The sequence below is a fragment of the Streptomyces sp. QH1-20 genome (assembly GCF_041283565.1).
GTDB lineage: Bacteria > Actinomycetota > Actinomycetes > Streptomycetales > Streptomycetaceae > Streptomyces > Streptomyces syringius.
This window is the reverse complement of record NZ_CP166299.1, coordinates 770,835-783,367: the sequence shown is the minus strand read 5'-3', so window position 1 is coordinate 783,367 and position 12,533 is coordinate 770,835. Positions and strand designations below refer to the sequence as shown.

General features: G+C 71.9%; 14 protein-coding genes. 8 read left to right on the top strand and 6 right to left on the bottom strand.

All coding sequences use genetic code 11. The annotated features are described in order from the left end of the window. Positions 1-46: 46 nt before the first annotated feature. Positions 47-640, bottom strand: a complete 594-nt coding sequence (locus tag AB8O64_RS03675; RefSeq protein WP_370417826.1) for a hypothetical protein — start codon at positions 638-640, stop codon at positions 47-49. A 394-nt stretch (positions 641-1,034) separates the two neighbouring features. Further along, positions 1,035-1,958 (bottom strand): MBL fold metallo-hydrolase, encoded by a 924-nt coding sequence (locus tag AB8O64_RS03670; protein WP_370417825.1) that lies wholly within the window; start codon positions 1,956-1,958, stop codon positions 1,035-1,037. Between the two features lie 122 nt (positions 1,959-2,080). On the opposite strand from AB8O64_RS03670, the gene AB8O64_RS03665 reads away from it, so the two are divergent. From AB8O64_RS03665 to AB8O64_RS03650, 4 genes are all read left to right on the top strand, one after another. After that, a complete protein-coding gene (locus AB8O64_RS03665; protein ID WP_370417824.1) occupies positions 2,081-3,064 on the top strand; it encodes an AraC family transcriptional regulator in 984 nt (327 codons plus the stop codon). Between the two features lie 199 nt (positions 3,065-3,263). Further along, a complete protein-coding gene (locus AB8O64_RS03660) occupies positions 3,264-3,590 on the top strand; it encodes a putative quinol monooxygenase (RefSeq protein WP_356456511.1) in 327 nt (108 codons plus the stop codon). A 153-nt stretch (positions 3,591-3,743) separates the two neighbouring features. Beyond that, positions 3,744-4,661 (top strand): hypothetical protein, encoded by a 918-nt coding sequence (locus AB8O64_RS03655; protein WP_365373826.1) that lies wholly within the window; start codon positions 3,744-3,746, stop codon positions 4,659-4,661. A gap of 39 nt (positions 4,662-4,700) precedes the next feature. Then, the gene (locus AB8O64_RS03650) at positions 4,701-5,021 is read left to right on the top strand and encodes a hypothetical protein (protein WP_370417823.1); all 321 of its coding nucleotides are present in this window, start codon (positions 4,701-4,703) and stop codon (positions 5,019-5,021) included. 16 nt (positions 5,022-5,037) lie between these two features. On the opposite strand, the gene AB8O64_RS03645 is transcribed toward AB8O64_RS03650, so the two are convergent. The 3 genes from AB8O64_RS03645 to AB8O64_RS03635 all read right to left on the bottom strand — a co-directional run bounded on the left by AB8O64_RS03645 (position 5,038) and on the right by AB8O64_RS03635 (position 8,296). Then, the gene (locus AB8O64_RS03645) at positions 5,038-6,204 is read right to left on the bottom strand and encodes a MalY/PatB family protein (protein ID WP_370417822.1); all 1,167 of its coding nucleotides are present in this window, start codon (positions 6,202-6,204) and stop codon (positions 5,038-5,040) included. An 86-nt stretch (positions 6,205-6,290) separates the two neighbouring features. Beyond that, on the bottom strand, positions 6,291-7,397 hold the full coding sequence (locus AB8O64_RS03640) for an amidohydrolase family protein (RefSeq protein ID WP_370417821.1): 1,107 nt from the start codon (positions 7,395-7,397) through the stop codon (positions 6,291-6,293). Positions 7,398-7,525: 128 nt separating this feature from the next. Then, the gene (locus AB8O64_RS03635) at positions 7,526-8,296 is read right to left on the bottom strand and encodes a hypothetical protein (protein ID WP_370417820.1); all 771 of its coding nucleotides are present in this window, start codon (positions 8,294-8,296) and stop codon (positions 7,526-7,528) included. Positions 8,297-8,526: 230 nt separating this feature from the next. Between AB8O64_RS03635 and AB8O64_RS03630 the strand changes: the two genes are divergently transcribed. Then, positions 8,527-9,189 (top strand): HAD-IA family hydrolase, encoded by a 663-nt coding sequence (locus AB8O64_RS03630; protein ID WP_370417819.1) that lies wholly within the window; start codon positions 8,527-8,529, stop codon positions 9,187-9,189. Between the two features lie 58 nt (positions 9,190-9,247). Further along, positions 9,248-9,997: a Mut7-C RNAse domain-containing protein gene (locus AB8O64_RS03625; RefSeq protein WP_370417818.1), complete on the top strand. Its 750-nt coding sequence runs from the start codon at positions 9,248-9,250 to the stop codon at positions 9,995-9,997. An 18-nt stretch (positions 9,998-10,015) separates the two neighbouring features. Here AB8O64_RS03625 and AB8O64_RS03620 read toward each other — a convergent pair whose 3' ends face one another. Next, a complete protein-coding gene (locus AB8O64_RS03620; RefSeq protein WP_370417817.1) occupies positions 10,016-10,717 on the bottom strand; it encodes a B3/4 domain-containing protein in 702 nt (233 codons plus the stop codon). Between the two features lie 193 nt (positions 10,718-10,910). Here AB8O64_RS03620 and AB8O64_RS03615 point away from each other — a divergent pair, with 193 nt between their 5' ends. Beyond that, a complete protein-coding gene (locus AB8O64_RS03615; RefSeq protein WP_365206457.1) occupies positions 10,911-11,102 on the top strand; it encodes a hypothetical protein in 192 nt (63 codons plus the stop codon). A 161-nt stretch (positions 11,103-11,263) separates the two neighbouring features. Further along, positions 11,264-12,418 carry a response regulator gene (locus AB8O64_RS03610; protein WP_356456371.1) on the top strand — a complete coding sequence of 385 codons (1,155 nt, stop codon included), beginning with the start codon at positions 11,264-11,266 and terminating at the stop codon, positions 12,416-12,418. Positions 12,419-12,533 lie beyond the last annotated feature (115 nt).

The following is a 12,533-nucleotide window of genomic DNA, read 5'->3' as shown; positions in this document are numbered from 1 at the left end:
CATGGGGCTCCTGCCGGGGAGGAGCCCCGCCTGTGGGCCGGCGGCCTCAGCCCAGCAGCCCGCCCACCAGGCCGGTCAGCAGTCCGGTCACCGTGCCCACCAAGCCGGTGACGGTCCCCAGCAGTCCGCTCACCACACCGGTGACGACGGAGAGCAGACCGCCGACGGCGTCCGTCGCGCCGTCCCTGCTGCCGTCCTGGGGCCCGCTCTTGGGCTGGCGGGCGAGCAGCCCGTTCCTGGCCGCGTCGGCCAGCTCCACCGCCTTGATGATCACGCCGCGGTCCGGGGCCGGTTCGGCCGCCTGCTTCTCCAGTTCGGCCCGGGCTCTGAGGAGGGAGTCGTGGTGGTGCTCGGTCTCGACGCAGTCCCGCCCCGGTTCCTCGGGGAGGGCGGGTGCCGCGGAGCAGCGCCGCACGGTCTCCGCGGCCTCCTGGAGGGTCTCGTCCTCGTCCATGGCCTTGAGGGCCTCGCCGGCGGCCTTGCGCAGTTCGTCGGCGGTCGGGGCGGACGCGGCGGTGTCCACCGCGCCCGGGGCAGCCGATCGTGCGGTAGCGGCCGCGGTGCCGCCCGCCGTTCCGAGGGCGAGCGAGCCCAGGACGGCACCGACGACGAAGAGGCTGGTCCCGCGAGTAGCGCCCATGGAGAACTCCTTAAGTTGGGGATCTTGACGCCACCCTGCGTCGGGCCCCCGTCCCCCGCAATCGGGAGTTTTCTCGTGCGTCATCCGGGCGCCACGGCGGTCTGTGAGCCGTCCGGGTGGCGTCGGCCCCGGCCGGCGCAGTCCCGTGGCGGCCGGGACCGACGCCGGGAAATTCATCGTCAGCATTCGTCCAGGAAGGTGCCGTTGCCGCACCTGGCTGCGCGTCAGGTGACGGACAGTCGGTGAATGGAGTAGCCCCCGGCCCGGTGCCCGCCCTCGCCGCCGTCGGGGCCCGCGCGGAGCCGGGCCCGGCCCCGGAAGGGTGGCTCGGAGCCGGGTCCGTCGCCCCGTCGCGGCCCGTGCGGGACCCCCGCGGAGCACCGTGGCGCGGGCTTCAGCGGGTCCGGTCGAACGCCGCCCAGCGCTCCAGTGCGAACTTGCTGCCCTCGCGGCGGATTTCGGCCGCACCGTGGCCCGGCAGATGCGCCGGGAACACCAAGGAGCGGGTGTCGGCGGCCTGTTCCAGGATCCGGCGGCGCGATCGGATGGCCTCCTCCTGGTCCTCGCTCAGGCAGGTGTCGCAGTCGGGTTCGACGAACTGCAGCGGGCTGTGCACGAGGTCGCCGATGAACAGGGCGCGCTCCGTGCCCGACGCCAACTGCAGTACCGACGACCCCGGGGTGTGCCCGGGGGCGAGCCGCAGACTCAGATGCGCGTCGATGCGGTACTCGTCCTCCCACAACAGCGTCTGACCCGCCCGGTGCACCGGCGCGACGCTGTCCTCGAACATGTCACCGCCGGCCAGCGCCACGCCGACACCGCCGAGAGAACCCCGCTTGGGGTGGTTGTTGACCGGATTCCAGTAGTCGAAGTCGGCCTTGGCGATCACATAGGTGGCGTTCGGGAAGGTGGGCACCCACGCGCCGTCCACCAGCCGGGTGTTCCAGCCCACATGGTCCGAGTGCACATGGGTGTTCACGACGATGTCCACGTCCTCGGGGCGGACCCCGACGGCGGCCAGCTGCCCGAGGAAGTCGGTCCGCAGGTGTGACCAGGCGGGCATGTGCGGCCGGGCCTTGTCGTTGCCGATGCCCGTGTCGACGAGGATCGTACGGCCCTCACTGCGCAGCACCCACGTCTGCACGTTCGCCACGAGTTCGTCGGTCCCGGGCGTCCAGAAGTCCGGAACCAGCAGCGATTCGTTCTCCCGCCACATCTGCGGGGTGCTGCCGGGGAAGATGGCGGAGGTGGGGGCGACCGGGGCGTGCCATTCGACGACGCGGGTGATGTCCACCGCGCCCAAGGTGATTGTCTGCATGCCCTCGACGTTAGAGAGCGAGCGCGAGACGGCCAATAAGTGATCGTGCCCGATCTATACGCCATCGTCTCAGTGGCTGCCGGGTGGGCGGAGCGCGACGCGGTCTTCCGCATACTCACCTCATGGACGTACTCAGCGACGCCGTCGCCGCCCTGCGCACCGGGCGGCCCTATTCGGCGCTCTCCGGCAGGCAGGGACGATGGCGGACGGACATCGAGCCCTTCGCGGGCGCCGGATTCCACGTGGTGCTGCGGGGGAGCTGTCTGATGCTGCCCCACGGCGGCGGCGAGCCGATCCCGCTCGCCACGGGTGACGTGGTGTTCCTGCCGCACGGCACGCCCCACGCGCTGACCGGCTGCGACGACCCGGCGGACATGCCGTCCGACGCGGTGGCCGTGTCCTGCGGCGACCCGCAGGCCGACCCGTCCCACGCCCCGCTGGTCCTGCTCTGCGGCGCCTACCGGCTGGACCAGACCCGGGCGCACCCCCTGCTCGCCGACTTCCCCGAGGTCATCCACCTGCCCGCCCACCAGGGACGCCACCCGTCGCTGCGCGCGACTGTCACCCTGCTCGGCGACGAACTGCGGTCACCGGGGCAGGGCACGGACGCCACTCTGCCCGCGCTGCTGGACCTGCTGCTCATCTACCTGATGCGCGCCTGGTTCGACGAACGGTCCGCCCGGCCGGGCACCGGCTGGTGCCGGGCCCTGGCCGACCCGGCCATCGGCGCCGCGCTGCGCACGGTCCACGACGACCCGGCGCTGCCGTGGACGGTGGCGGACCTCGCCGGCCGGGCGGGACTGTCCCGGGCGGCGTTCGCCCGCCGGTTCACCACCCTCGTCGGCAGGCCCCCGCTGACCTACCTCACCTGGTGGCGGCTGACGCTCGCGGCCAGCCTCCTGCGCGAGAGCGACGCACCGCTGGCGGCGGTGGCCCAACGGGTCGGCTACACCTCGCAGTTCGCCTTCGCCACGGCCTTCAAGCGCGCCTACGGTGTCTCCGCGGGCCGCTACCGCCAGGAGCGCCACGACGACCACCGGCACATCAGCGACTGGGCGATGACCACGACCGCCACCACCGAGGCACTGCGGCTCGTCCCGGCGTGAGCCGCGGCCGGGGCCCGATTTTCCGGCAGGGCCGGAATCCCCGCCCTTCCGCTGCGCGGTCCGGCGACCCTCCCGGCAGGATGGTGGAGGTTGTGGCGGGGACGTCCCCGCCACGACGCGGCGGGGCGGCCCCGGGTCACGCGCGTGGCCACCCGGCCCGGCCGCCGAGCCCACCGTCCGGAAGCAACGGGAGCACTCCATGATCTTCATCGTCGTCAAATTCACCGTCCGCCCCGAGCGCAGCGACGAGTGGCTGACGCTCGTCGACGACTTCACGCAGGCCACCCGGCAGGAGCCGGGCAACGTCTTCTACGAGTGGTCCAAGAGCGTGGACAACCCCCACCAGTTCGTCCTGGTCGAGGCCTTCAAGGACGCCCGGGCCGGCGAGGAGCACGTGAACTCCGAGCACTTCAAGACCGCCATGGCATGGATGCCCGACGTGATCGCCAAGACGCCCGAGATCATCAACGTCGAGGTCCCGGGCACCGGCTGGGGTCCGATGGCGGAGCTCACCCCGCGCGGCTAGGACAGACGTCACCCGGCGAGGGGGCCGGTCCGGGGAATCCCGGGCCGGCCCCCTCGCCCGTTCGGCCCCCGAGCACGGGCCGCATCCGCCGCGCCGCCATAGCGTCGAGGCGGAGCGGGACGCCGAGGACGAAGGAGACGGATGATGTTGCGGGTGGATGTCGATATCTTCTCCGGCCGTCCCAACCCCGCCTGGGTCGTCTCCGACGAGGACGCGGCGGGCGCGCTGCTGGAGGAGATCGCGGCCGTGGCCGACGAAGCGGTCGGCCTGTCCGGAGCGGGCTACGGCGGTCTCGGATACCGCGAGGTCGTCATCTCCTCGATGAGCGACGACGAGTCCTGGCCCGACTCCCTGCCCCGCACCTTCACCCTCGGCACCATCGGCGCCCCCGACCCCCGGCGCTCGGCCGAGCTGGCGCGACGGATCGTCGCGGACATGCCCCGGTACCGCGCGTTCAAGCTGCCCGGGCACGCCGAGACGCCCCTCGACGACACGACGCGCGACCTCGTCCTTGAGCAGATGGACCGGTTCTTCCAGGACCCGCCGGAGTGGTTCCGGCCGCCGCTCTTCCCGTCGAACTCGCTGCGCTCCACCATCAGGGAGGACGAGCCGATCGACGCCGGCTGCTTCTACGAGGTCAGTGAGTTCAACCCCGACTTCTGGAACCGCCCGGAAGTGCAGCCCTACAACAACTGTTACAACTACGCGCGCAACTACCGCACGGACACCTTCGCCCAGCCCGGCCGCGCCCATGGCGCCCAGACCGACGTCATGGCCTGTCCGGACGTCACCCAGGCCGCACTCGCCGACGGCCTGGTCCGCCGCTTCGACTGCCTGCCCGACAGCGAGTACCCGCGCCGCCTCATGGCCCTCGTGATCTGGCCCGGCGTGGACTACCACTGGTACCGCGAGCAGCGCGGTGACTTCTGGGGGCACAAACCCGGCTCCACGGCCGCGCGGAACTACGACAACAGAGGCGCCCTCATCACCGATCCCGAGACCTGCGACCGGGGCGGCTACACCGACTTCTGCGGGTACTTCTACGCGGGCAAGTCCGTCGTCATCAACTGAGCCGGTGGACGCCCCGACCGATGGGAGCGGCACGCACCGGTGATCGTGGAACTGCACCTCTTCAGTGGTCGCCCCGATCCGCGCTGGCCGCTGGACCCCGGCGCGGCGGCAGCCTTCCGGGCACTCCTCGCCGGACTCGCCCGGGTGGACGCGAAGCCGCCCCCGGCCCCGGGCCTCGGATACCGGGGGTTCACGGTCAGGGATTCCGAGGCGGTCCGGCACGTCTTCAGCGGCTGGATCACCATGGGCGACGTGACGCTGGCCGACCCCGGAAGAACCGTCGAGCGCCGGCTGCTCGGCACGCTCCCACCGGAATTCGCGCACCTCGGGCCCGTCGTGGCCGCCGCGCTCGACGACTGACGGACAGCGGCCCGCCTCACCCCCGGTCGAGCGCGGCCGCCATCCGCCGTACGGCCTCCGTGATCACTTCCGGTGACGTGGCGAGGTTCATCCGTACGTGCCCGGCTCCTCCCGTGCCGAAATCGGCGCCGCCGATCAGCGCGACCCGCCCCCGTTCCAGGAAGACGGCGGCCGGGTCGTCGCCCAGGCCGAGCGCCCGGCAGTCCAGCCACGCCAGATAGGTGCCCTCCGGCGGCGTGTACCGCACGTCCGGCAGATGCCGCGCCAGCAGGTCGGCGAGCAGCCGCCTGTTCTCGTCCAGGCCGGCCAGTACCGCGTCGAGCCACTCGCCGCCGTACCGAAGGGCCGCGGTGTGGGCGATGATGCCGAGGTGGCCCGGGCCGTGGCTCACCTCGTAGGGCAGCCGGGCCAGGTCGTCCGTGGCGGCGGGGCCCGCGATGGCCAGCGCCGCCTTGAGCCCCGCCAGATGCCACGCCTTCGACGCCGACATCAAGGAGAACGCCCCGTCCGCGCCGGGCACCGACAGATACGGCACGAACCGGGTGCCCGGCGGCACGAGGGGTGCGTGGATCTCGTCGACGACGACCCGCACGCCGTAGTGGTTCGCCAGCTCCGCCAGGGCTGCCAGCTCCTGGCAGGTGTGTACGGTGCCGGTCGGGTTGTGCGGACTGCACAGCAGATACGCCGCGCGCCGCCCACCCGCCACCGCCTCGCGGAACGCCGCCCGCAGGGCAGCAGGGTCGAGCCGGTGCCCGTCGCCCAGCGGCGCCTCGAGCACCCGCCGGTCCATATTCTCCACGAACGGGAAGAACGGGGGATAGACCGGAGGACTCACCACCACCGCGTCCCCGGGCCCGGTCACCAGCTTCAGCATCTCGACCACGCCCAGCATCACGTCCGGCACGATCGCCGTCCGCTCCGCCACCACCCCGTCCCAGCCCCACCGCTCCCGCGCGAACGCGTCCAGCGCCTTTGCGTACCCCGTCCCCACCGGGTATCCCGTATCGCCCAGCGAGACCGCGTCCACCAGCGCCCGCGCCACGGGCTCGGCGACGGGTACGTCCATCTCGGCCAGCCACAGCGGCAGCACGTCCGGCGGGTACGTGCGCCATTTGGCGCTCGTCCGCAGGCGCAGTTCGTCGAGCGAGAGTTGGCGCAGCGGGTTCTTCTCGTCGTACGGCATGGGGACATTGTGCGCGGCGCCCGGCGGGAGGGGAACGTGACCGCGACCCTCCCACCGCCGACGCCACGTCGGCCCCACCGATGGGATCACCCCGCCCGGCACACCTGCGGGGCCGTCTCCTTCATGCCGAGCAGCCGGAAGTAGTTCGCTCCGAGAGCGATGCCGCGGAACGCCTCGTCCCCCAGGGCCTTGTTGATGCGGCTGGTGACCTCGAGCTCTTCCTCGTAGACCTGGTAGTCCTTGTTCCCGGCCGCTACGAAGTCGGTTCCCGGGATGGCTCTGGTGGGGTACCGGTCGAAGAATGCCGCGTACTTCTGCCTGACGCCCGGCTTGCTGAAGTACTGGTCCTCCAGCACGCGCCAGCTCAGATCGAGGGTCAGCCGGGGATACGTGTCGAGGAGCCGCTTCACGATGCGGATGTGCTGGTCGGGATCCATGGCGGACAGTTCCTTGGAGAGCCCCATGTGCGCCCACACGATCTCGTTCCGCGGGTAGCGCCGAAGGGTCTCCTCCATCAGGTGGAGGTACTTCGTCGGCTCCCGGTCGCTCCCGATGTCCGAGTGGATGGTGATCGGCATGCCGCGGTCCCGCAGCACCTTCATGAACGGCGCCCAATTCCTGATGTTCTCGCTCGACGCGGGCTCATGGCGGTTGGGGAACAGCGCCTGCTTGACGAGGTTGACCTCTCCCGCCCACCGGAACATGCCCGGGAATTCCTTGTCGTAGAGGGAGATCCCGGGTGGGACGGTCTCGGGGTGGTTGAGGTCCATGAAGGTCATGGAGAGCGTGAGGCCGGGGTCCTTGGGCTTCGCCTCCATGTAGTTCCCGGCGTTGACGAAGTCGTTCTTCATGCTGGGCACCACGGGCGTTCCGGGGCAGTCCAGGTAGTAGGTGCAGTCGGAGTTCACGGGCAGCGTCTGCCCGATGCCGTACATGCTCGCGTGGCGGACGCCGCTCTTGCGCAGATAGCCCGTGAGTTCGTCGAACGAGATGGCCCGGCCGCCGAAGGGGCGGAAGTGGAGGTGGCTGTCCACCACTGAGGTGTACGGCTTTGTCTCGCGGTCGAAACAGTCCGGCGTCGCCAGCGCGGGTGTCGTCCCCGCCGAGGCGACGACGGCCATCGCCGCCAGAGTCGCGCTGGTGATCCCGATCCGCCTGCCCATGCTCCAGGTGCCGCTGATGGTGGCCTCCACTGATCCGACGTGCCCGTGATCGATAGGACCGCAGCATTGCCAGAACGCCCGTCGCCAAACGACCCGCCCGGGTGAAGGGGGGACGCACACGCGAAATCGTGGGGGCGACGGCCGCCTCAGACGACAGCTCAGACGGCGCGTCCCTCGTCCCCCTCGGCCGGGGCGGGGCCCGCCCGGTCGTCGAGGACGATGACCACCTGGGGCCCGTAGCGGTCGGCGGAGTCGGTGTGCTCCAGCGCGTCGGCGCTGCGCTCGTACAGCTCGGCGGCCATGGCAAGGTCGCCGAGCCGCTCGATGTCCTCTTCCTGGGACGTACGGAAGAGGGAGAGGAGCACGGCGATGAGGCTCCGGCCCGAGAGGGTGACCTCCACCCTCCCCTCGTGCTCGTCGTCGACCGGGCCGGGCGCGCGGAAATGCGGGTCGCACGCGGTCTGTTCGAGGAGGAAGGCCCAGGTGTCGCGGTGACAGACGAGCCTGGCGGAGGAGACACCGGCGGCCCGACGGAGCAGCCGCCGGAGCCGCGCGGCATCGGGGGCTTCGGTGTGTGTCGTCCCGTCAGGGGTGGTCGGGTGACGGGGGAGGGGCTGCGCTGCGGGAGGGACGGTCTGCCGCTCGACGGTTTCGGCGGGCGGGGTGGTGCGGGCGTCGACGAGGTCGCTCAGGGCCGCGCAGTCGGCGCGGAGTTGCTCGATCTCCTCGAGGGCCCGGTCGAGTTTCCTGTGCAGGGCTCCATGATTCTCGCGCAGCCAGGTCCCGCCGGCGGCTATGGCCTCCGACAGTCCCACCAGTGTGGCCAGAGTGGTGCGCACTTCGGTGAACCGGGCGCCGAGGGTGCTGAGGATCTCCTGGCGCGTCCCGTGGGCGTCGTTCAGGATCGTGGCGGTCTTGACCCAGGCCATGACGCGGACGTCCCCCTCCTGTATCCGCTGATGTCGCCCACATCTCTATCCGTACGGACCGGTCCGGACACGCGGCGTCCGTCCCGAATCCCCCTCACCCGCGTCACTGCCCGTCACTCCACGTCGGTGGGGCAACGGGGGTCCCAGGCGTCGTTGACGCGGGTGGCGACGGCCCACCACGATCGGGCACACAGCGTGAACGAGGGTTGTTCCAGGGTGAGGAGCCGCACATGTCCACTCCGCCGTCCGGTCCCGGGGCCACGCCGCCGGGCAAGGGCCTGATCCTCGACTTCGGCGGGGTGCTGACCACCTCCGTCGCCGCCTGCACCCGCGCCTTCTGCCTGCGCGAGGGACTGGCCCCGGACGCCTTCCTGAACGCCGTCTCGGTGGATCCGGTGGGACGCGAACTCTTCGCGGACCTGGAGCGCGGGGTGATCACCCAGGAGGAGTGGAACGAACACACCGCGCCCCTCCTCGGAGTCGACCCGGTCAACCTGCTCGGCCGGGCCCTCGCGGACCTCCGCCCCGAGCCGACGCTGACCGGCGCCGCGCGGGCCGCCCGACGGGCCGGGGTGCGGGTCGGCGTCCTGTCCAACAGCCTCGGCTCCGAACCGTACGACCCGTACGCCGGGTACGAACTCGACACGTCCTACGACGCGGTGCTGCTCTCCGGCCGCTACCGGATGCGCAAGCCCGACCCCGGGCTCTACACCATCATGCTGGGTCTGATGGAACTGCCCGCCGAGGCCTGTGTGTTCGTCGACGACTCTGCCCGCAACCTCACCCCCGCCCAAGAGCTGGGGATGGCCGTCGTCCGCGCCACCGAGCCCGCCGACACGGTGGCCGGGATCGAGGCCCTGCTCGGCGTCGACCTCACGGGCCAGGTCCGTTGACCTCCGGCGGGCGACGCCCGACCGCCGGCGCGCACGGCGCGAATGGCATCCTGAAGAGGTGAACGGACCCGAGATCCACATCAGCGTCGCCCCGGAACTGAAGCTCTTCGTCGCCGCCGAGCGGCGCGGCGAACGGGCGGCCGTCGTCACCGACGGAGTGTCGACCCTGGGACACGTCGTCGAATCGCTCGGCATCCCGCTCACCGAGGTCGGCCGGCTGCTCGTCGACGGCCGGGAGGTGCCGGTGGCCCACGTGCCGGGCGCGGGAGAGTCCGTCGAGGTGCACGCCCCCGCGCGCCCGCAGCCCGTGCCGGGAGCACCGCTGCGGTTCCTGCTGGATGTGCACCTGGGGACCCTGGCCCGGCGGCTGCGACTGCTGGGGGTGGACGCGGCGTACGAGGCCGAGGACATCGGCGACCCGGCGCTGGCCGCGCTGTCCGCCGCCGAACGGAGGGTGCTGCTCTCCCGGGACCGGGGCCTGCTGCGGCGCCGGGAGATCTGGGCGGGGGCGTACGTCTACAGCGACCGCCCCGAGGAGCAGCTGCGGGACGTGCTCGGCCGCTTCGCGCCGCGTCTGGAGCCGTGGACCCGGTGCACCGCGTGCAACGGCGAGCTGCGGGACGCCGACAAGGAGGCCGTCAGCGAGCTGCTGGAGCACGGCACGCAGCGCACGTACGACGTCTTCGCGCAGTGCACCGCCTGTGACCGCGTGTACTGGCGGGGAGCGCACCACGAGCGGCTGGAGACGATCGTCGAGGACGCGGTCCGGGAATTCGGGGCCGCCGCGGCCGGACTCGGGGCGCCCTAGCCCGGCCTCACCCCGGGCTCACACCAGGCGGGAGCAGGTCCGCACACCCGGGTCGTCGGCGACGAGCGCCGCCACGAGGGCCTCGCCGGCCTCCGCCAGGGCCTCGTCCGACAGCGGGGCGAGCGCGTCGAGGATGAAGACGGCCCGGGTGGTGTCGTGGGTGAGGCGGGTACGGGTGCACTGGCGCCAGTTCCAGCGGCGGCAGGTGACGCCCGCGTCGTCGCGCCACACGACCTCGCCGGGTTCGGGGTGCTCCACGACGGCCTCGCCCGCCGCGGTGGTCCCGAAGGACTCGGTGCCGTCGGCCCGGGTGAGGAAGGCGGGCCCCCGGTAGTGGTCGAGGTCCTCGCCGCCCAGCGGAATGCCGTGGGCGACGGAGATCGCGTTGTAGATGTCCGTGAGGCGGTCCACCCGGGGCAGCCCGGCGGGCACGCGGCGCAGCAGCCCGTCCACGCTGGGGCGGGTGCGCTGCGGCTTCGCGCCGAAGTCGCGGAACGCCTCGCGCCAGGCGGCCACGTGCGGGTGCCCGGCTGCCCCGTCCCCGGTGCGGGCGAGGGCGCTCGCCTCGGCGGCGGCGAGCAGTTCCTCGCTGAAGGCGTCGCTCGGCCCGGGCCGCAGCCCTTCGGCGACGATGACCAGCGCGCGGTAGTCGGGCCGCAGCTCCCGCACGGCGGGGTCGATGGTGACGGTGTCGAGCCATGTCTTGATGTCGGGGGTCACGTCTCTCCTAGCCTGCGCGTCATCGTTCATTGCAATGTACCAGTAGGTCATTCTGCTGAACCACCCTCTTCTGTTGCCGCTCCAGGTGTTGCCGCGCGCAACACCCGCCCGGTGTCCCACGCTGTGCTCGTCCCGGCCGGTCGTCGTGCCCGGGCCGAGCCGGGCCGGTGCCCGGCCGTGGAACGGGAGGTCCGTGGTGAAGGGTTCGCTGTTGACGCCGAGGGCGGCACTGGTGCTGTTGCTCGGGGTGCTCGCCGGGGTGGGGGCGGGGGTGCTGTCGGCACTGGCCGGGGTCGACTCCGCGCGGTGCGTCCTGTGCGGCGGTGCCGTCTTCGGTGCGGCGGTGTCGTTCTTTGATCGCTTGGTGGCTGATTCCGATGCCTGAACGGAGATGGGACCGTTCCGGCGGGGCCGCGTGGGAGGGTGGTCAGCACGGGTCGGCACGAACGGCACGGATGGTACGAACGGTACGGACGGCGGTGCCGGTGGCGACGGCCGTGCGGGAGGAGCACGGGAGGCCGCGGCGCGGCGGGGACGGAGCGGGGCATGGGTGAATTGCGGCCGCTGGCCGACGGACTGACCGAGGAGTGCCGGACATTCGCACAGACACTGCGCGAACTGTTCTCCGGACTCGGGGTGTCGGTCCGCCGGTACGCCGCGCGCCGGTTCCGGGACGCGGGCACCATCTCCCGCTATCTGAGCGGTACGCGCATCCCGCCCTGGGAATTCGTCCTCGACCTCTTCGCCGATCTCGCGGAGTCGCGCGGCACCGCGGTCACCCCGGCCGCCATCGAGCGGGTCCGGGAGCTGCACCGGGCGGCCGTCCGCACCAGCGGATCCCCCGCGCACGCCATGGAACTGCTGGAGCACCAGCTGGCGGACGCCGACCGGGAGTCGAGGCGGTCCACTGTGCAGGAAGACGTACTGGGCGACGCGCTGCTCGACCGTCAGCACCGGATCGCGGACCTCGAGGTGCGGCTGAGCCAGCTGGAAGGGGCGTGGGCGGCGGAGCGCACCCGCGCGGACGAGCTGGAGATGAACGTCCCCGACCGCGAGGAGCTGGTCCAGGAGCGCGACAAGCTCCGCCAGGACGTGCAGCGGCTCACCGAGGAACTGGAGGACGTACGCCGGCGCGGGCTGCTGGCGGAGGAGCGCTGTCTGCTGTTGGAGCGGCAGTTGGCCATGGTGGAGGCCCAGCAACCGCCCCCGGCGCGGGAGGACCGCCACCCGCCCCACGCCGAACCCGCCCCGGTCACCTTCCCGGAGACCTACCCCGGCCCCCGCCCGAAGATCCTCATCGTCGACGACCAGCACAACAACCTGCTCGCGATGACGGCCGCCCTGTCCACCCTCGACCAGGAACTGGTGGCCGCGTCCTGCGGGCAGGAGGCGCTGAAGGCCCTGCTCGATCACGACGACTTCGCCGTCATCCTGCTGGACGTACAGATGCCGGAGATGGACGGCTACGAGACGGCCGCACAGATCAAGCGCCGCGCCCGCAACCGGGACATCCCCATCATCTTCGTCACCGCCATGGGCATAGACGCCGAACACTCCTCGCGCGGCTACGCCGCCGGGGCCGTGGACTACATCGCCAAGCCCTTCGACCCCTGGGCCCTGCGGGCCAAGGTCTCGGTCTTCACCGAGATCTTCCTCGAACGCCGCCGCTACCACCGGCGGGAGTACGCCCGCGAGCACTGACGCGGGCGGGGTGCGGCCGGACGCGTGGTAAAGCCGGGGAAGTACGGTGCCATTCGCCTGTCGTACGACGCCTGTGCGAGGAGAATGGGAACTCTGGCAACAGACGCTCGCTCTC

Excerpts from the sequence above, each read along its gene's own strand:
- AB8O64_RS03630 (WP_370417819.1), top strand. The coding sequence starts at position 8,527 with ATGTCCACTCCGCCGTCCGGTCCCGGGGCCACGCCGCCGGGCAAGGGC.
- AB8O64_RS03670 (WP_370417825.1), bottom strand. The coding sequence starts at position 1,958 with ATGCAGACAATCACCTTGGGCGCGGTGGACATCACCCGCGTCGTCGAA.
- AB8O64_RS03645 (WP_370417822.1), bottom strand. The coding sequence starts at position 6,204 with ATGCCGTACGACGAGAAGAACCCGCTGCGCCAACTCTCGCTCGACGAA.
- AB8O64_RS03665 (WP_370417824.1), top strand. The coding sequence starts at position 2,081 with ATGGACGTACTCAGCGACGCCGTCGCCGCCCTGCGCACCGGGCGGCCC.
- AB8O64_RS03660 (WP_356456511.1), top strand. The coding sequence starts at position 3,264 with ATGATCTTCATCGTCGTCAAATTCACCGTCCGCCCCGAGCGCAGCGAC.
- AB8O64_RS03635 (WP_370417820.1), bottom strand. The coding sequence starts at position 8,296 with ATGGCCTGGGTCAAGACCGCCACGATCCTGAACGACGCCCACGGGACG.
- AB8O64_RS03675 (WP_370417826.1), bottom strand. The coding sequence starts at position 640 with ATGGGCGCTACTCGCGGGACCAGCCTCTTCGTCGTCGGTGCCGTCCTG.
- AB8O64_RS03610 (WP_356456371.1), top strand. The coding sequence starts at position 11,264 with ATGGGTGAATTGCGGCCGCTGGCCGACGGACTGACCGAGGAGTGCCGG.